The sequence below is a fragment of the Pseudomonas sp. EA_5y_Pfl2_R50 genome (genome assembly GCF_963970475.1).
GTDB lineage: Bacteria > Pseudomonadota > Gammaproteobacteria > Pseudomonadales > Pseudomonadaceae > Aquipseudomonas.
The window spans coordinates 1-17,185 of the sequence record NZ_CAXAPT010000010.1 but is presented as its reverse complement, the minus strand read 5'-3'; the positions used below and the strand labels follow the sequence as shown (position 1 = coordinate 17,185).

Sequence of the window (17,185 nt, the reverse complement as noted above, 5' to 3'; positions counted from 1 at the left end):
GCCTTCGCGAGCAAGCCCGCTCCCACCATGAATCGGGTATGCCTGCTGAAGCCCTGCTTCGCGCCTTTGCGTGACATTCGGGTGACATTTGCGGGTTTAAATTTCGACGCATTCAGGCGTATAACCTGTAGAGACTTTTTGGTCTGCATACGGACATCAACACGGGGTAGCGACATGACCACAGCAAACTTCCTGGGCAATCTGTTCCCTTCTGTCAGCGACATCCCGGAAAAATACCGCCTCGACGGCCAGGTCGAGCAACGTGAATACCTCGTCGACGGTCACTTGCGCCGCTGGGACGGCCCGCTCGCCACCGTGCGCAGCCCGGTCTGTCTGCACGGCGAAAACGGTGACGAACAAGTGATCCTCGGCAGCACGCCGCTGCTCGATGCGGACACTGCCCTCACCGCCCTCGACGCCGCCGTGCGCGCCTATGACCGTGGTCAGGGCCTGTGGCCGACCATGCGCGTGGCCGAACGCATCCAGCACGTCGAAGCCTTCCTCGGCCGCATGCGCCAGCAGCGCGATGCCGTGGTGAAGTTGCTGATGTGGGAAATCGGCAAGAACCTCAAAGACTCGGAAAAAGAGTTCGACCGCACCTGCGACTACATCGTCGACACCATCAATGCGCTCAAGGAACTCGACCGCCGCTCCAGCCGTTTCGAGCTGGAACAGGACACCCTCGGCCAGATCCGTCGTGTGCCGCTCGGCGTCGCCCTGTGCATGGGCCCTTACAACTACCCGCTGAACGAGACGTTCACCACGCTGATTCCGGCGCTGATCATGGGCAACACCGTGGTGTTCAAACCGGCCAAGCTCGGCGTGCTGCTGATCCGCCCGTTGCTCGAGGCGTTCCGCGACAGCTTCCCCACCGGCGTGATCAACGTCATCTACGGCAGCGGCCGCGAAACCGTCAGCGCGCTGATGGCCAGCGGCAAGATCGACATCTTCGCCTTCATCGGCACCAACAAGGCCGCCAGTGACCTGAAGAAGCTGCACCCCAAACCGCACCGCTTGCGCGCAGCGCTGGGTCTGGACGCGAAAAACCCGGGCATCGTCTTGCCGGAAGTCGATCTGGACAACGCCGTCAGCGAGGCGGTGACCGGTTCGCTGTCGTTCAACGGCCAGCGCTGCACCGCGCTGAAAATCCTCTTTGTCCATGAAGATGTCGTGGACAGTTTCATCGAGAAATTCAACGCCAGACTGGCCACGCTGAAACCGGGCATGCCGTGGGACAGCGGTGTGTCGCTGACGCCGCTGCCTGAGTCGGGCAAGGTCGATTATCTGCACGGGCTGGTCGCGGATGCGCGCAGCAAGGGGGCCGAAGTGGTCAACCCGGACGGTGGCGAATCCCGCGAGTCGTTTTTTTATCCGGCGGTGCTGTACCCCGTGAATCCGCAGATGCGCGTCTATCAGGAAGAACAGTTCGGCCCGGTCGTGCCGATCGTGCCCTACCGTCATCTCGATACCGTGATCGATTACGTGCTGGAGTCGGATTTCGGCCAGCAGTTGAGCATCTTCGGCACCAACCCGGTGGCCGTGGGCCGACTGGTCGACACGTTCGCCAACCAGGTCGGACGGATCAATCTCAATGCCCAATGCCAGCGCGGCCCGGACACTTACCCGTTCAACGGGCGCAAGAACTCCGCCGAAGGCACGCTGTCGGTACACGATGCGTTGCGGGTGTTTTCCATCCGCACGCTGGTCGCGACCAAGTTCCAGGACAGCAACAAGGATCTGATCAGCGAGATCATTCGCGGGCGTGATTCGAGCTTCCTGACCACCGACTACATCTTCTGACGAGGACTTTGCACTGAGTACGTTCAGCCGCCACCGAATGCCACCGCTGTTACAGCGCATCCTGCGTCCGCTGCTGGATCCGTATCGGCGCTACCGCCACGCCCGCCTGATTCACGCGGTGCGGGTGGCACTGGGGTTGCTGGCGACGATTCTGTTGACCACCGGCATCAACCTGCCCCATGGCGAATGGGCCTCGGTGACCATGCTGGTGGTGATTGGCGGCTTGCAGCACCACGGCAACATCGGCAAGAAGGCCGCCGAACGCGCCACCGGCACCCTCATCGGTGCCGGCGTCGGTTTGTTGCTGGTGGCGCAACACGCGTGGCTCGGCATGCCGTGGCTGACGTACTTTGCGATGGCGGTGGTGTGCGGATTCTTCTCCTATCACGCCATCGGCAAGGGTGGTTACACCGCCCTGCTCTCGGCGATCACCGTGTTCATCGTCGCCGGGCATGGCGACAACCCGATCACCGATGGTTTGTGGCGCGGCGTCGATATCCTCATCGGCATCGCGCTGGCCTTGGCCTTTTCTTTCGCCTTGCCGCTGTACGCCGTGTATTCGTGGCGCTACAACCTCGCCGATGCCCTGCGCGATTGCGCCACGGTATACGGGCGCATCATCAGCGGCGAACCGGTCGGGGCCGATGAACACTTGAGGCTGATGGGGCGCCTGGGGGCGGTGATGGTGCAACTGCGTTCGCTGATGCCGTCGGTGTCCAAGGAAGTGAAGATCTCCATGACCGAACTGGATGCGATCCAGCGCAATCTGCGCATGTGCATCAGCACCCTCGAAATCCTCGGCAACACCCGACCCGACAGCAACGATCCCGAAGCCATGAACCACCTGCAAACCGCCTTGAAAGCCGAGCACCGGCAGATTCGCGTGCAACTGATCGGCATGGCGCGGGCACTGAAAACCGGTGCGGTGCAACGTCTGGATCGTCCGCTGGATTTACCCGACGCCAGCCTCGATGCGCCGGTGTACAGCGCGCTGGACGGTTATCGTCTACTGACGCGGCAACTGGCAGCGAACATCGGCGAAATGCGCCAGCGTCTGGCAAAAACCGCACCCCGCTGGAACATCTGAAGCGCAGGGCAATAATATCCATGTAACAAAGCCGACATGATCACTACAATGCGCCTTCGCAATGGACGTGACATGGATGCCTAGATGCAGTTCAGGAAGAATATCAACGCGTTACGCGCACTCGCCGTGCTCTCGGTGGTGCTGTTTCACTTCAGGATTGCGGGTTTCGCAGGCGGATTTGCCGGTGTCGATGTGTTTTTCGTCATCTCCGGTTTCCTGATGACCGGCATCATCTTCAGCGGCCTGCACCAACAGCGGTTTTCCCTGCCCGGTTTCTATGCGTCGCGAGCGCGACGCATCATCCCGGCGCTGGCGACCCTGTGCGTGGCGCTGCTGATCTTCGGTTACGTCTACCTGCCGCTGGATGACTTTCGCGAGTCGATCCGCACGATCAAAAGCAGCCTGCTGTTCAGCTCCAATTTCCTCTTCGCCAAAGACGGCAACTACTTCGACGCGCCCCTCCACGAAAACTGGTTGCTGCACACCTGGTCGCTGTCGGTGGAGTGGCAGTTCTACGTGCTCTATCCCGTTCTGGTAATGGGGCTGTACCGCGTCCTCGGCGCGCACCGAAGCAAGATCGCCCTGCTCGCACTGGCGGCCATTTCCCTCGCAGCTTCAGCCTGGCTGAGCAAAACCCATCCGGTCTTTGCGTTTTACATGCTGCCGACCCGCGCGTGGGAAATGATCGCCGGCGGCCTGGTGTTTCTGTTTCCGCTGACCCTGGGCCGGCGCACCCGCCTGAGCTTTGAAGTCGCGGGACTTATAGCGATCCTGGTCAGCGTGATGGTGTTCTCGGAGGACGATCTCTGGCCGGGCTACCTGGCATTGGTGCCGGTGATCGGGACGATGCTGGTGATCTACAGCAACAGCCAGTCGATTTTCAGCCGCAGTCAAACCCTGCAATTTATCGGCACGATTTCCTACTCGGTATACCTGTGGCATTGGCCGCTGGTGGTGCTGTTGTATCTGTGCGGTTTACTCGGCAGTTGGCCGCATGTGGCGGGCGCGCTCTTGCTCTCGTTCACGCTTGGGGGGCTGTCGTACTACTTCGTGGAGGCGAAAGTGGCGCGAATGACCAGCGCGCCGAAAACCCTGTTCAAATTTGCCTCGCTGGTCGTCGGGGTGATCGCGCTGTCCGCCGCAACCGCTTCGCTGGTGAAAAAATACCCCGAGGCACGGTTGGCCTTCGTCGATGCGGGACAACCGGCGTACACCAGCAAACTGTATTCGCAAGAGTGCTACCCGAATAACTACGCAGCGGCAGATTGCAAGCTGGGCACGGGTGAAGTTTCGGTGATTCTGTTCGGCGACAGTCATGCACAATCGACAGCCGCCGCCGTGCAGATCAGCAATCCCAACGCCGCGCTGTCCTGGTCGCGCGGCGGTTGTCCGGCGCTGCAGGACTTTGAAATGCGCGACAAGGATCTCCAGAACAAATGCCGCGCCTTCAACGATGCCAAACTCAAAGTGCTGAAAACCGAATATCCCGGCGTCCCGGTCGTGTTGTTCAGCCGCGCGGCACTGTACGCCGATCCGGGGCGAAACAACAATTACCGCATTCACTTTGCTGACAACCCACAGCCTGGCGATGCGGCATTCATCAATGCGTACATTGCCGAATACAGCAAAACCGTCTGCGAGATCGCGCAAAATCACCCGGTCTATATCGTCCGGCCGATTCCGGAAATGCCGTTCAGCGTCTACAAAGGCCTCAATCTCAATCAGCGCCTGTTCCGCCACGCCGCCGACATCTCGATTCCGCTGGCCGACTATGAGAAACGCAATCGGCTCGCCAACTTCACCATCGAAGCGGCGGCCAAGCGTTGCCACGCCACGGTGATCGACCCGACGCCCGCCCTTTGCCCCGGCGGCAACTGCATGGGCTCAAGAAACGGTGTGCCGCTGTACTTCGATGACAACCACCTGGTCGATGCCGGCAACCAACAGTTGAAAGACCTGTTCAAGACTGTGTTCAAGGGCAGCTAGGGCCGTGCAACAACTTCGGCTCGGGGTCTGAAACCCCAACCCTGTTGCATCCCGGCGGCGGCCACGAGGATCGCCGCCACGCCCAGCCATTGCAGGAGTTCCAGACGGTGGCCAAAGGCAAACCAGTCAACGAAGATCGCCGCAATCGGGTAGATGAATGACAGTGCGCCGGTCAATGCCGTCGGTAATTTCTGGATCGCGCCGTACAGCAGCACGTACATCAAACCGGTGTGAACGATGCCCAGGGTGATCAGACTGGCCCAGGCACCAGGCGCTTGCGGCAGCGCGGAAAAGTGCGCAAACGGCGCTAGCAGAAGCACGCCGGTGCAGACCTGGATCAAAGCGATCAAGTGCGGCGGCGTGCCGGTCAGGCGCTTGATGATCAATGCCGCAATCGCATAGAGCAACGCCGCGCCCAACGCCAGGGCGATTCCCACCAGGTAATCACTACCGCTCTCGCCCTGAGTGCCGTGGGCGCTGACGATAGCCAGCATGCCCATGAACGAAATCGCCAGCCAGAACAGCTTCTGCAAGGTGATTTTTTCGCCGAGAAACAATGCCGCCAGGCCCACCAGCATGAATGGCTGCACGTTGTACACCGCCGTGCCGATGGCAATCGAAGCCCGCGAATAAGAGCCGAACAACAGCACCCAGTTACCGACGATGGCCGCCCCGCTGAGCACCGCCAGCAGGAACGTTGTGCGCGTGAGAATCCCTGGCCGCAGGAAGCCGAACGCCGCGCAAATCAATAGCAAGGTGCCGGCACCGAATACGCAGCGCCAGAACACCACATCGAGCACCGGTTGCCCGGACACCAGCACAAACCAGCCAATCGTCCCGGATATCAGCATGGCCGCGGTCATTTCAAATGAGCCGCGACGGAGTGTTTTGTCCATCATCAATCTCCTCAGCAAGTGAGCAAAAGTATGCCAAGCGAGCTGCTAGGCACTCCAGCGCAAAAAGCAGGCTAAACTCGGCATCTGCCTTTTTTATCGAGGGTGGTTTCCGTGATTCGCCTAACGCTGGAGATTTGCCATGACTGACGATATTGACCAGCTCCTCATCGGCGCGTTGATGGAGGATTCGCGGCGCTCGCTCAAGGCCCTGGCGCAGATCAGCGGACTGTCATCACCGAGCGTGGCCGAGCGCTTGCGTCGGCTGGAGGAACGCGGTGTGCTCAAGGGCTACACCGTCGAGATCGATCCGAAATGTTTCGGTTATCAATTGCAGGCGATTGTTCGGGTGCGGCCACTGCCAGGGCAATTGCAGGAAGTGGAACGGCAGATCCTTGCGATTCCGGAGTTCACCGAATGCGACAAGGTGACCGGCGAAGACTGCTTCATCGCCCGCTTGCACGTGCGCTCGATGGAACAACTGGACACCCTGCTCGACCGCCTCAACACCTTGGCGGAAACCAATACTGCCATCGTCAAGAAGACCCCGGTCAAGCGTCGTTTACCTCCAATGGCCTGAGTGCTTTTTCTGCACTTTCCACGTAGATTGAGGTTTTTCCGGCGAAGGATTGGCGGTGATGAGAATTCAGGCAATGGTGCTGGCCGCGTTGACACTGGTCGGTTGCGGAACGGTACAGACCGTGATGCGCGATGATCAGGTCGCGGTGGACAGTCTCAAGGAACAGAAGAGTTATTGCGGGGCGGTGCCCAGAGTCTACAGCGGCCTCGCCTATGATTTTTGCAGCCTGCATGCGCCTCTGGCCAAAGGCGTTGATGCCGACGATTACAAAAACGCCGCGATTCCTGTGGTATTGATCGATGCCGTGGTGTCCGGGGCACTCGATACGCTGTTACTGCCCTACACCGTCTATAAACAACAGACTGACGGCAGCATCGTGATCAACTGAACAAAAGCCTGCGCACGCCGAAACGTGCGCAGGCTTTTCAGTTTTTACTCCAGCAATTGTTGCAGGCTCGGGTCACGAATGACTTTCTGCATTGGCTGCGGCGTGGCGTTGTTGGTGGACTTGAGCATTTTCAGCTGGGTGTCCGACGGTTTGCTGCACGCATTCTGGCCGTTGACATAGACACCGCTCATGTCGCATTTCCAGTCAAAGTAGTTAATCAGACCACCCGACAGTTGCAGGCTGTAGTCGGTGCTTTGAGTGCCCGGTGTAAACGCATGGCCCGCCGGGATGTTCTGGAACCATTTCATCCATTCAGGCGAGCCCGGCTTCGGCGCATTGGCCTGGAACGTCGGGTTCATGATCGCCACTTGCGGCGTTTCGGCGGTCGCGTGGCAGCTCAGGCAGGAGCTGTTGGGGTTGTCCACCGGGCCGTTGAGTCGACCGTTCCAGCCCAGATGGGTGGGTGGCAGCTCTTTGGCATTGGCGTTGATGGCCGTCTGTTGCAACGCAGGGTTGATCCGGGTCTGCGTCGGTTGCGGGTTGGTGAAGTCATTGCCGGTTTCTTTCGGATCGTTGCCCCACATGATCCCCACGGGCACGAGGTTGTCCCAGCCCGGCTTGCCGGTTTTCTCACCGTTGTACTGGAAGGTGCCGAAGATCCAGCCGGTGTCGCTCATGCGCGCGTCGCGCACAGCGAAGTCCATCTGGATCAATGCGACATCCTTGACCTTGCGATTGGCCGAGGTAAAGGTTTCGGTGATGTAGCCCTTCCACAGCACCGGGTTGACCAGAAACGGCACGGTGCTGCGGTCGATATCCGCGAACAACGCTTTGCAGACGACGGTGCCGTCAGGGAAGCTGTTGGGGGCGGAGGTGTATTTTGGGTCAGGATTGTTCGGGTCTTTCCAGACCTGGCCGATGGTGTAGGCACCGATGTCGTTGTAGATGCCCACCGCGTAGGTCTGACCTGTGGCGGTTTGCGTGGCGGCAAGTTGCTTGACCTGGATCTGCGCTTCCTTGGTCAGGCCATGAATGCCTTCGCGGCCGAGCGGGCCGTAGTGCTGCCACGGCATGTGATACCACTGGCGCAGCTTGTTCTTCTGCACATTCCAATCGACTTCGACGTTACCTTCGAGGCAGTAGGCTTTCACGTCCTCCATGTAGGCGCGCCAGGTTTCAAAGTCGTTGTTCGGCTTGGTCGGCAGTTTTTTGAAGAACCCCGGCAGCGGTGTCTGCGGCGGTTTCACGGGGTAATTCTGGCTCAACTCGAACAACGGACCGGAGTATTGACTGCTGGGGGGTGGATAGCCGAAATCCGGATAGACGCCGGCGAAGCTCGACGCACTGAACAGCGCGGTGGTGAGCGTTAATGCGGTGAGTTTTCCTTGAGGCTGGTTCATCGATGATCTCCTTGATTGGGACAACGCCTGCCATGGCTCAGGTCTCATACCCTGGCAACAGGGCCTCCATTATTTTTTTGATATCAGGGTTCCCCGGTTCAATGGCCGGGCGGGTTCACGGTGGCATCTGCTTTTGGGTGGGGCACCTCCTTGGTTTTGTGCGGCGAACGAGCACACGAAAAGGCCGCGACAAACAGGCCTGGCGAGCAGGTTTCAGCCATTCAGAGGTCAGGGGATTCGCGAGGGAATGTGCATACCGACTCCTGTCGATGAGACTTGCTGTTCATCCTTGGTTACAGGTGTAGGCGATTTCCGCGAAGACGCCACTATTTTCAGATCAATTTAAAAGTAAAAGGCCACTATCGCTTTTTTCAGCGGACAACAAAAAACCCGCCGAAGCGGGTTTTTTGCTGAAACGGTGATTGCAATCAGTCGTCGCGGCTCATGATGCCGAAGATCTGCAACAAGCTGACGAACAGGTTGTAGATCGATACATACAGGCTGATGGTCGCCATGATGTAGTTACGCTCGCCGCCATGAATGATGGCGCTGGTCTGGAACAGTATGCACACCGACGAGAACAGCACGAAACCTGCGCTGATCGCCAGTTGCAGACCGCTGACCTGGAAGAAGAAGCTCGCCAGCGTTGCACCCAGCAGAACGAAGAAACCGGCGGTGATGAAGCCACCGAGGAAGCTCATGTCCTTGCGGGTGATCAGCACGTAAGCCGACAGACCACCGAATACCAGTGCCGTCATCGCGAAGGCCGAGCTGACCACTTCAGCCCCGCCCTGCATGCCCAGGTAACGGTTGAGGATCGGGCCGAGCAGGAAGCCCATGAAACCGGTCAACGCAAACGCGGACACCAGGCCCCACGCGGAATCACGGAGTTTGTTGGTGAGGAAGAACAGCCCGTAGAAGCCGATCAGCACCACGAAAATGTTCGGATAGCCAACCCGCATCTGCTGGGCCACGAAAGCCATCACGCCGCTGAATGCGAGGGTCAGGGCCAGTAGACCGTAAGTGTTGCGCAGGACGCGGCTAACCTCTAGCTGCTCAGCCTGCACGCTGTTATTAACTGCGTAATCCTGTTCGCGCATGGCGACACTCCTGTTGGTTTGAAACGTTCAGTCGCAAAGATCATAACAGACGCTCTGTAACAAGCCATGCACAGAGTTTGACAGTGTGTTTCATTCAGGTATTATGGCGCCCGCAACGCAAACGGAGGTGTGGCCGAGTGGTTTAAGGCAACGGTCTTGAAAACCGTCGACTGTAACAGGTCCATGAGTTCGAATCCCATCGCCTCCGCCATCTTATGTACAACAAAGCCCTGATTATTCAGGGCTTTGTCGTTTCTGGCATTCAAGAAATTCTGCTGACATCAGGAAGTGTTCCATAACTATTCTGGATGCGTTCCATAACTAAGAGCTTTTAACTCCCCTCTCCGGCGTCCTGCCGAACTTACAACACTCCTCATGTAACACGGTGCTACGCTGGGTTCTTTCACGGAGGAAACCGCAATGTCCAACTCTGATCTGCTCCCTTCCCTGCTCGCCAAGATCAACGAAAACCAGCTCGCCCTAGAGGCAGCCATCATGGAGCTCACCCTCTGGGTGGAACAGCGCGGATCCGCCGACGTCGCGGAAAACGTTCGCGAGTCGCTGAGTGCAATAGATCGGAATGAGGAATTCATCAAAATGACGCTCGCCGTTTTGTTGACGCCTGACTGACAGCTCGTCGCCTTACACTGGCCCGCTGGTATTGCCTCGATTACTGTACATGCAAACAGTATTCAGCAAGGCATACCAGTGGACCCCCTCTACATAGAAGACACCGACGATTGGCTCGGCACCCCGAATTCGCTCGAAACCTGCCGGCATCAGTTGCGGATGTATGAGAATGAATTCGAGGCGCTCACCTTGAATCTCAACCGCGCACTGGCAAATATTGACCGAATGGTTCGAGACAACGATGCGTTAGCGCAAGAGAGAAATTCCCTCAGGGCAAAGCTTCAATACGCCGAGGGAGATTTGCTGAGCGAAAAACGCAGATTCGCTGACGTGTCGCATCAGAGAGACCATCTCTTCCAAGAAAATCAGCGCCTTCTCAGGGATGCGCGGGATCGGAATAGCTAACTGCCCTCACGTATGCTTGACAAGCCTGCAGCGCGATCAGCCCCCGGTCGCCGGTGTCGGTAATGGCGATAATTCGTTGAGCATGCGCTGGGTCAAGTCGGGCGCGTACTGTTGCATGATCCACGCCGCCGGCGCCGGCGGTGGCAGGCACTGAACAGCCACCGGCTGAACCTGCGTCGAGGAGGACTGACAGCCGAAGATCAGAAGTGGCAAGGCGATCACGCAGGCGATCTTGGTTATTTTTAGCATCGGTCATTTTCTCGAAGTGGGTTTGCTCACTGGCCGCCAGCCGTTGCTCAAGCGCGAGGCGCCTATCCTGCTCAGCCTTCTGCGCAGCGGCCGCGGCCTGGCTCAGTTGATTCAGGGTTTCGGCATTCAACCGCTCCTGCTCGGCCAGTTGCCGCCCGTACCGCCAGTCCTGAAACCGCCAAGCACTGCCAATGCCGATCAGTACCAGCGTAAGCACGCCGACTGTTTTCCACGGGACAGCGATCACACCAGCACCGCCCGCGCTCGCGACCAGATCTCCAGTCGATCCTGTAAACCATTCAGACCGCCATTAATACGGCGGGTGATGGTGTTGAACTGGTCTCGGTCAGCCAAATCGTTCAGCCCGTTCTGCTTCCAGAACCACGCTGCTGACATGGCTGCGTATTGGGGCAGTTCCAGCAGCTCCGGCTGAGTGATCAGGTCGAGGCCTAGCGCCTCGCCGCACGCGATATAGTTCGCCCGGCCTGTAATCTGGATCAGGCCCCGGCCACGATATTTCGAACCATCACCGGGTTGGGTATTGCCCAGATCTGCTCGCCCCTCATATTTCGCTTGAGCCGGGGTCGGTCCCCAGATCTCGCGAACGTAGCGCAGCTGTCCCGACTCATGGCCGAGCTGGGCGATGAATGCGGCAACGCGCTTTCTACCGACGATTTGGTAGCGCTGCATTGCTGTATTCAGGACAGGAACAAAAACGCCCGCTTGGCGGCGGGCGTTAGGCATGATGCTTTGCAGCTGTTGTTCAGTGATGGACATACAAACTCCAGACGTAAAAAAGCCGCACTCAGGCGGCGATGGGATGCGGCTATTGCTTCTCGATGTTCACCACCTTGAGGGGTGGTTTTGGCCCTTTCTTTTTCTTGCTCTTGGATTTACCGGCTTTGCCAGCATTGCATTCGACCGTGGTGGACCAGCCCGACTGGGTGAATACCTGCTCGACCGAATCCGCCAGGTATTCACCATCAAGCCCTACCTTGAAACCCTGAGCGATGATGGGACGCTCGGCGAAGATGTCCGTGCGACCGGGCATCTCAAGCCGCACATCGGCGGTCGAGCGGTTGAACGCGGAAAGACGGGCCTTGGCGGCCGCTTCAGCAGCGCCCTTGTCTGGGTAGATATGGCGGTCGGTATGCACTGCCGGCAGCCCGTCCGGCGCATCGTCGTTGTCGATGGTGACCACCGCCAACTTGCCGTTCTTTTTGTCCTGATGCTTGGTCGCCACCGCCTTGTGTGAGTTGCGATCACCGAGACTGAATTGCCAGCGGCTAAGGTCACTGCGGGTCAGCGTGATAGCGCCAAATGCTTTGCCGCTGGCAGTCTGACCACCTTGGCGGGGCATCACCAAAAGCTTGCCGTCAGCGACCTTGGCCGTGCAGTCGTACTGCTTGGCCAGACGCGTGATGAAATTGAAATCGGACTCGTTGAGCTGGTCGACCCGAGCGACCTTGGTCGACACCGGACACACCGGCGTCCAGCCATTGCGCGCGGCTACGTCAGCCACGATCTTCGACAGCGGCACGCCTTCCCAGCTCCCGCTACGGATGGTTTTACCACTGCCACGCATGTCGCTGGCCTTGCCCTTGATCATGATCGTGTTCGGCGGGCCTGACACCTCGACCGTGTCGACGGTGTAACTGCCCATACGCGTCAAGGTCCTTTCGGCATAGCCCAGGTAGATCTCGATTGCGCTGCCACGCCGGGGCAATTGCACTTGCCCATCACGGTCGTCGATACGCAACTCAAACTCGTCGGACTCCATGCCCGGCTTGTCAGAGGTACGCAGTAACAACAGCCGATCATTGATCTTGGCCGTGACATCGGTGCCATCGGCGACGATTCGAAACATCGGAGTCATGGATTTTTTCCAATAAAAAACCCGCACAAGGCGGGTTAGAAAAACAACGCGTCACTGGGCATCGGCCAAAATTAATCCCACAAACTGATGCCCTCACTGGTCGGACTCGGCAGATCCGGCAGGACGATAATCACGCCCGACCGGAACGGCTGAGGCTCATCCGCCAGCCCCTGATTGGCATCGAGCACGGCCTCGACACTGCCATTCAGATGGCCGTAAACGTTGTTGCAAATAACATCGAGCATGTCGCCATCAGACGTCCTGCATGTCGTCGCCATAGCGCTCAAACTCCAAAGTGAAACCCTGTTTGCGAGCAATCCCGCCGTGCAGCAGCGCGGACTGTTCCTCGTTGATGTTTTTCAGGCACCACGTCCCGATCACCTCGCCATAGCCCGTGGTCAGGGTCAGCGGTTGCAGCCTGGCCCCGATGGAACGCAGCGTGTCGAGCTGCTTTAAACCGCCTTTGAAGCCCGGATAGATCGTGCCCTTGAGCGTCAACTTTTCATCCCCCATACCGATGGCCTGCTTCGCCGGCCGGCGCGTCAGCCGCTCCTGCGAAGCCCAGCGGAATTCGGTCGAACGACTCAGCTCGTCGAAAGCGGCCGTGTCCAGGTTGAAGTAATACGGCTCAATCTTCGGATCGCGCGGCTGAATGATCATCAGATGCGGGAACGGCTTCACCGCCTCCGGCGCCGGCGTGGCCTCCCCAGCAAAGGAACTGGTGGGCACGATGTTGGCCAGCGCCGGGCTGACTTTGCCGGCGACGTTGTTGATCGCCGTGGCCGCCTTGCCCGCCTGTTCCTCCAACGTCCCTAACCGTTCCTGCACCTCGGCGGCCGCCCGAGTGGCGCGGCCGTACACCGCCACCACCTGACCGACCTTGGCTTGAGCCGCGTCGACGCCGCGCATAACCCGCTGAAGCTTGGCGCCGATAGCCGGCCCGACAAACGGGATATTCTCCAGCTCGGACGCGGCACCGGTCAGCTCGCGGATCGCACCGTTGACCGGGCTCAGCATGCCATCCGCGCTACGCCGCCCGGTTTCCGCCGCCTCCACCAGATACTTCAGACTTGATTGCATCTGCTCCATGTAAGCCATGAAACCTCCTTAGACATGGGGTTCGTCGTACAGCTTGGCAGCGTTACTCTTCGCCGCGTCCGCCATCATTCGTTGCATGTGCGGCATCAAATCCTGCGCCAAGGTTTGCGGGTCTTTGACATCGCCCTGCACGGTTACCGGCATGCTCAGTGAATACTGAAACTGCTGATCCACCTTGGTCGGCTCCGCCTTCGCCGGCTCCTTGGGCTGGATAGCCAGCGCCGCCGACTTGAGCGGCGCCGTCACCGCCATCGAGCGCGCGACATCCCCCAGCACCGGGCCTTGCTGCGCCGCTGACGCCATCATGAGCGGCGTGACTGGCACCGGCGCCTTTGCCGTTTGTTCGGGCTTTTCATCCTCGCCACCGAACAGCGATTTACCCAACGATCCGCCCAGCGCCGCACCGCCCTGACTGCCCAGGTAAGCACCGATCATGCCGCCGATAGCGGTGCCGATAATCGGCACCACCGAACCAATAGCCGCGCCCGCTGCAGCACCGGCCATGGTGCCGGCCAGATTGCCAGCGGCCGAACCGTAACCTTCGGCTTTTTCGTCCTTGGTCTTGGCGTTTTGAAAGGTTTCAAAAGCCATCGCGCCGGACTCCAGCAGCGTGCCGCCAGGAATGACCTTGGCCGCTTTGCCGACCTTACCGACGGTTCCTGCGACGACACCGAGCTTGGACAACGCCCCACTTGGAACGGAAGGGACTGATGGCGATGGGATCGAAACAGGGGGACGCGGAGCCGGAACAGGTGGACGAGGCACAGACGGGCGAGGACCTCTCGAACTCGGCAATGACCGGCGCCGAGCGCTGCGCCTTGACCCACGCCCACGTCGACGCGATTCGCCCGACGCATCCACACCGCCACCCATAGCGCCGGCATTGACGACGAAAACCTTCTTGACGCCGTCGTTACCTGCGCCACTGTCAGTACCAAGGCCACCGCCTGTTGCCGCTTCCTTCACCCGCGAAACAACATCCAGGCCAGTCGCTACCAGATCAAGTTCTCCCGGGTTTTTATTTGGGGTTTCGCTCCCATTCCTGCCACCGCGCGACCCACGCGCAAGGTTTAGCAACCCCTTGCCGATCTTGATCGTGCTGAAGATACCTTTTAAGGCGATCAGCCCCGCCCCGACCGTGGCGATACCGGCAACCACCCCGGGCGCACTATCCGTCAACGAAGTAATGCCTTTAGTAACCTTGGTCAACGACGCGGCCACGGTGTCCGTCACCGGGCGCAAGGCATCGCCGATGCTGCGCATGGCGTCGTCCATTGACTGGGCCATTTCCGCCCATTTCTGCGATGACGTCTCGCGCCGCTCGGCGAGGTTCTTGTCGAGGATCCCGGTGGCGTCACGCGAATCGTTTTTGAGCTGGCTGTACAGCGCCTTGTTCTGCATGTAGGCCGACAGTGCGGCCTTAACTTGCATGTCGGCGAACAGGTCGCCAGTACGCAAGGATTCTTCCAGCGAAGCCATCATGGCCTTGGCTTTTTCAGGATCGGCTTGCTCGCTGATTTTTGCCGTGGCCTCAGCCATTTTCGCCGCACGCTTCGGATCGGTCGCCTGAATGTATTTCTGAGCCAGCGCCATGCTGGTCTCAAGCGTGGACATACCGTTTTGCAAACCGGTCTGCATCGATCCCTTGTAATCAATCCCGGCTTTTTCGTAAGCCTTGACCGTATCGGTCGAACCGATTTTGCCCATCCAGTTTTTCAGGTTGTTGGCCGCTTCGTCCGAACTGCCGGCCTGCTTCATCTGAACCTGCAACATGGCGCCCAATTGCGTCACCGCATCCAGGCCAGTGATGCCGTTGCTGGCCATGTTGGCCAACAGCTCCGGAAACCACTTGGCCATGTCGGTCGCTTCAAAGCTGCCAGCCTGCCCTTGGTAGGCAATCGCCTCCAGCGCCTGCTGCATTTGCTTGGGGTCGGTGATTTTGGCGTTCTGCCCCAGGGCGTTGATCATCTTCGCCGTGTCGACGCCGCTGGATCCCTGCCCCACGACAAACTTGGCCGCGACAGGCGCGTATTCCAGCGCCTTGCTCAAGTCCATACCGGCGCCGACCAACTGATTGACCACGTCGGCCACATCGTTGCGCGCCATGCCGGTGTCGCGTGACGTGTCGATGATCTTGCGCGACATCTCCTGTTCTTGCGGCTTATTGGCAATGCCGGCCTTGATCGCGATGTCACGGACAATCGCGCCAAAATCCGCGCTGACCTTGGCCGGTACCGCCATGGCACCGACACCGACCACCGCCGCACCGACGGCGCCCTTCATGCCCTTTACGCCAGAACCAATCTGCTGATGCCCCTTGGCTTTCAGCTCGGCCTTGTTGGCCGTCTGCCCCATCGAGCGATAGGCTTTTTCCAGCCGGCCGACCTCGATCCCCTGCTTTTTCAGGCTGTCGAGGTTTGAGTTCAAACGGTTGAGTAACTTGGACGCACCGGCCGCGCCGGTGTCGTGAGCCTTTTTCCATTCTTCGCGCAGGCGGATGGTGTCGCCAATCGTGCGCTGCAGCACCCGCGCTTTGTTGCCTTCTGCCTCAAGGCGCTTGATGCGCCCGGTCACGTCCTTGAACGCGGCACCGACCGTGGAACTGACGGCGCCGCCGATCACCAGCCCGAGGGCGAGTTTGTTTGCCATGTCATGGCCCCCATGTGCCAAGCACTACCGATGGCGACTCAATCCGTGAGCCACCACACCATTTCCGCAAACGGCATCGACTGGATTTCAGCGGCGGAAAATCCGGTTTCCGCCGCCAGACGTTTCGCCGCCGACTTGATAACGTTGGGGTTAAAGCCCGTCGTCGTTGTCCATGCGAAAATAGCCGGCCTGCAAGCGGTTAAAATCCACCAGCTTCAGCCCCTCCAGATCCGCTACCGACGCGCCGGACAACGCAGCAAACAACACCAGCTCGCGCTGCTCATCGTCGCCACCCACCTCACGGTTGGCCGCCCGCACATCGCCCACGGTCGGCGAACGCAAGGCCAACTTGTCGACGGTCACGCCGTTGATTTCACTCGGACACGAGAGCGTCACCAGTACCTGGTCGGTGGTCAGCGACAACCACGCCGGCATCGAGTCCGAATAATCGGTTTTCGGTACCAGGTGCGAATACGCCGTTTGCACGCGGCGATAATCCGTCAGTTTGAGGCCTTCCAGATCCTTCAGTCCGACTTCGGCAAGACCGGCGAACAGCATCAGTTCGCGCTGTTCATCATCGCCGTTGGCAGCACGATCAGCCGCACGCACTTCACGCACCGTCGGGTTGCGCAGGTTCAACGTCTCGACGTCGATGCTATTGGCTTGGCTTGGACGGGTCAGGGTCACGACGGCACCGAGAGCAGTGAGCGACAGCCAGGCCGGCAGGTTTTTAGCGATTACTTGAGTCATCTGGATCTATTCCTTACAGGCCGAGCGCGTTGCGCACTTCGAGCAGTTGGTCTGTGCCGTCGATCACCTGAATGCCGGCGACCATGTCGATTTCGTACATCAGGCGCCCGTCGATTTCGAGCTTGTAGTACGTGACCGCAACAGCGTGTTTGATCTCGGCCGGATCGCCGGCTTTCCAGTCACCGAGATCGACCTCTTTGAGGCGACCGCGCAGAGTGGCAACGACCGCTGTCACCGCGCCCTTTTGGCCCTTGAAGGCACCTCGGAACGTGGCGTTGAACGCCGTGCCGTCAG

General features: G+C 59.4%; 18 protein-coding genes and 1 tRNA gene. 8 read left to right on the top strand and 11 right to left on the bottom strand.

Annotated features, from left to right (window positions below):
* Positions 1-174 precede the first annotated feature (174 nt).
* From AACY19_RS17875 to AACY19_RS17865, 3 genes are all read left to right on the top strand, one after another.
* A complete protein-coding gene (locus tag AACY19_RS17875) occupies positions 175-1,800 on the top strand; it encodes an NADP-dependent glyceraldehyde-3-phosphate dehydrogenase (RefSeq protein ID WP_339452432.1) in 1,626 nt (541 codons plus the stop codon).
* Positions 1,801-1,837: 37 nt separating this feature from the next.
* Complete coding sequence (locus AACY19_RS17870) at positions 1,838-2,887, top strand: FUSC family protein (protein ID WP_339452430.1); 1,050 nt, start codon at positions 1,838-1,840, stop codon at positions 2,885-2,887.
* A gap of 84 nt (positions 2,888-2,971) precedes the next feature.
* Positions 2,972-4,873, top strand: a complete 1,902-nt coding sequence (locus AACY19_RS17865; protein ID WP_339452428.1) for an acyltransferase family protein — start codon at positions 2,972-2,974, stop codon at positions 4,871-4,873.
* Here AACY19_RS17865 and AACY19_RS17860 read toward each other — a convergent pair.
* Positions 4,870-5,769 carry a DMT family transporter gene (locus AACY19_RS17860; RefSeq protein WP_339452426.1) on the bottom strand — a complete coding sequence of 300 codons (900 nt, stop codon included), beginning with the start codon at positions 5,767-5,769 and terminating at the stop codon, positions 4,870-4,872. The genes AACY19_RS17865 and AACY19_RS17860 overlap by 4 nt on opposite strands.
* Before the next feature lie 139 nt (positions 5,770-5,908).
* Here AACY19_RS17860 and AACY19_RS17855 point away from each other — a divergent pair, with 139 nt between their 5' ends.
* Both AACY19_RS17855 and AACY19_RS17850 read left to right on the top strand, forming a co-directional pair.
* A complete protein-coding gene (locus AACY19_RS17855; RefSeq protein WP_339452424.1) occupies positions 5,909-6,346 on the top strand; it encodes an Lrp/AsnC family transcriptional regulator in 438 nt (145 codons plus the stop codon).
* Positions 6,347-6,404: 58 nt separating this feature from the next.
* Positions 6,405-6,734: a YceK/YidQ family lipoprotein gene (locus AACY19_RS17850; protein WP_339452422.1), complete on the top strand. Its 330-nt coding sequence runs from the start codon at positions 6,405-6,407 to the stop codon at positions 6,732-6,734.
* Between the two features lie 44 nt (positions 6,735-6,778).
* On the opposite strand, the gene AACY19_RS17845 is transcribed toward AACY19_RS17850, so the two are convergent.
* Both AACY19_RS17845 and AACY19_RS17840 read right to left on the bottom strand, forming a co-directional pair.
* The gene (locus tag AACY19_RS17845; RefSeq protein ID WP_339452420.1) at positions 6,779-8,134 is read right to left on the bottom strand and encodes a hypothetical protein; all 1,356 of its coding nucleotides are present in this window, start codon (positions 8,132-8,134) and stop codon (positions 6,779-6,781) included.
* 428 nt (positions 8,135-8,562) lie between these two features.
* Entirely contained in the window at positions 8,563-9,234 is a 672-nt protein-coding gene (locus AACY19_RS17840; protein ID WP_095118699.1) for a Bax inhibitor-1/YccA family protein, read from the bottom strand.
* Between the two features lie 123 nt (positions 9,235-9,357).
* Between AACY19_RS17840 and AACY19_RS17835 the strand changes: the two genes are divergently transcribed.
* From AACY19_RS17835 to AACY19_RS17825, 3 genes are all read left to right on the top strand, one after another.
* A tRNA-Ser gene (locus AACY19_RS17835) sits at positions 9,358-9,445 on the top strand.
* Between the two features lie 209 nt (positions 9,446-9,654).
* Positions 9,655-9,864, top strand: a complete 210-nt coding sequence (locus tag AACY19_RS17830; RefSeq protein ID WP_339452414.1) for a hypothetical protein — start codon at positions 9,655-9,657, stop codon at positions 9,862-9,864.
* A 78-nt stretch (positions 9,865-9,942) separates the two neighbouring features.
* Positions 9,943-10,269, top strand: coding sequence for a hypothetical protein (locus AACY19_RS17825; RefSeq protein ID WP_339452412.1), 327 nt, complete (start codon positions 9,943-9,945; stop codon positions 10,267-10,269).
* Here the strand turns inward: AACY19_RS17825 and AACY19_RS17820 are convergent.
* The 8 genes from AACY19_RS17820 to AACY19_RS17785 form a co-directional block, all read right to left on the bottom strand.
* Positions 10,241-10,762 (bottom strand): lysis system i-spanin subunit Rz, encoded by a 522-nt coding sequence (locus tag AACY19_RS17820; RefSeq protein WP_339452805.1) that lies wholly within the window; start codon positions 10,760-10,762, stop codon positions 10,241-10,243. The two genes, AACY19_RS17825 and AACY19_RS17820, sit on opposite strands and share 29 nt — an antisense overlap.
* A complete protein-coding gene (locus AACY19_RS17815; RefSeq protein ID WP_339452410.1) occupies positions 10,762-11,295 on the bottom strand; it encodes a glycoside hydrolase family 19 protein in 534 nt (177 codons plus the stop codon). The genes AACY19_RS17820 and AACY19_RS17815 overlap by 1 nt, the downstream gene beginning before the upstream one ends.
* A gap of 49 nt (positions 11,296-11,344) precedes the next feature.
* Positions 11,345-12,394, bottom strand: coding sequence for a phage late control D family protein (locus tag AACY19_RS17810; protein WP_339452408.1), 1,050 nt, complete (start codon positions 12,392-12,394; stop codon positions 11,345-11,347).
* A 71-nt stretch (positions 12,395-12,465) separates the two neighbouring features.
* A complete protein-coding gene (locus tag AACY19_RS17805; RefSeq protein ID WP_339452406.1) occupies positions 12,466-12,672 on the bottom strand; it encodes a tail protein X in 207 nt (68 codons plus the stop codon).
* Entirely contained in the window at positions 12,647-13,492 is an 846-nt protein-coding gene (locus tag AACY19_RS17800; RefSeq protein ID WP_339452404.1) for a phage tail protein, read from the bottom strand. Before AACY19_RS17800 ends, AACY19_RS17805 begins: the two co-directional genes overlap by 26 nt.
* 9 nt (positions 13,493-13,501) lie before the next feature.
* Positions 13,502-16,141, bottom strand: a complete 2,640-nt coding sequence (locus AACY19_RS17795) for a phage tail tape measure protein (RefSeq protein ID WP_339452402.1) — start codon at positions 16,139-16,141, stop codon at positions 13,502-13,504.
* A 150-nt stretch (positions 16,142-16,291) separates the two neighbouring features.
* Positions 16,292-16,891, bottom strand: a complete 600-nt coding sequence (locus AACY19_RS17790; protein ID WP_339452400.1) for a phage tail assembly protein — start codon at positions 16,889-16,891, stop codon at positions 16,292-16,294.
* Between the two features lie 13 nt (positions 16,892-16,904).
* The coding region (locus AACY19_RS17785; RefSeq protein ID WP_339452398.1) for a phage major tail tube protein at positions 16,905-17,185 on the bottom strand (281 nt) is incomplete at its 5' end.

Excerpts from the sequence above, each read along its gene's own strand:
- AACY19_RS17815 (WP_339452410.1), bottom strand. The coding sequence starts at position 11,295 with ATGTCCATCACTGAACAACAGCTGCAAAGCATCATGCCTAACGCCCGC.
- AACY19_RS17830 (WP_339452414.1), top strand. The coding sequence starts at position 9,655 with ATGTCCAACTCTGATCTGCTCCCTTCCCTGCTCGCCAAGATCAACGAA.
- AACY19_RS17870 (WP_339452430.1), top strand. The coding sequence starts at position 1,838 with ATGCCACCGCTGTTACAGCGCATCCTGCGTCCGCTGCTGGATCCGTAT.
- AACY19_RS17845 (WP_339452420.1), bottom strand. The coding sequence starts at position 8,134 with ATGAACCAGCCTCAAGGAAAACTCACCGCATTAACGCTCACCACCGCG.
- AACY19_RS17840 (WP_095118699.1), bottom strand. The coding sequence starts at position 9,234 with ATGCGCGAACAGGATTACGCAGTTAATAACAGCGTGCAGGCTGAGCAG.
- AACY19_RS17805 (WP_339452406.1), bottom strand. The coding sequence starts at position 12,672 with ATGGCGACGACATGCAGGACGTCTGATGGCGACATGCTCGATGTTATT.
- AACY19_RS17850 (WP_339452422.1), top strand. The coding sequence starts at position 6,405 with ATGAGAATTCAGGCAATGGTGCTGGCCGCGTTGACACTGGTCGGTTGC.
- AACY19_RS17790 (WP_339452400.1), bottom strand. The coding sequence starts at position 16,891 with ATGACTCAAGTAATCGCTAAAAACCTGCCGGCCTGGCTGTCGCTCACT.
- AACY19_RS17875 (WP_339452432.1), top strand. The coding sequence starts at position 175 with ATGACCACAGCAAACTTCCTGGGCAATCTGTTCCCTTCTGTCAGCGAC.
- AACY19_RS17855 (WP_339452424.1), top strand. The coding sequence starts at position 5,909 with ATGACTGACGATATTGACCAGCTCCTCATCGGCGCGTTGATGGAGGAT.
- AACY19_RS17810 (WP_339452408.1), bottom strand. The coding sequence starts at position 12,394 with ATGACTCCGATGTTTCGAATCGTCGCCGATGGCACCGATGTCACGGCC.
- AACY19_RS17860 (WP_339452426.1), bottom strand. The coding sequence starts at position 5,769 with ATGGACAAAACACTCCGTCGCGGCTCATTTGAAATGACCGCGGCCATG.
- AACY19_RS17865 (WP_339452428.1), top strand. The coding sequence starts at position 2,972 with ATGCAGTTCAGGAAGAATATCAACGCGTTACGCGCACTCGCCGTGCTC.
- AACY19_RS17800 (WP_339452404.1), bottom strand. The coding sequence starts at position 13,492 with ATGGCTTACATGGAGCAGATGCAATCAAGTCTGAAGTATCTGGTGGAG.
- AACY19_RS17795 (WP_339452402.1), bottom strand. The coding sequence starts at position 16,141 with ATGGCAAACAAACTCGCCCTCGGGCTGGTGATCGGCGGCGCCGTCAGT.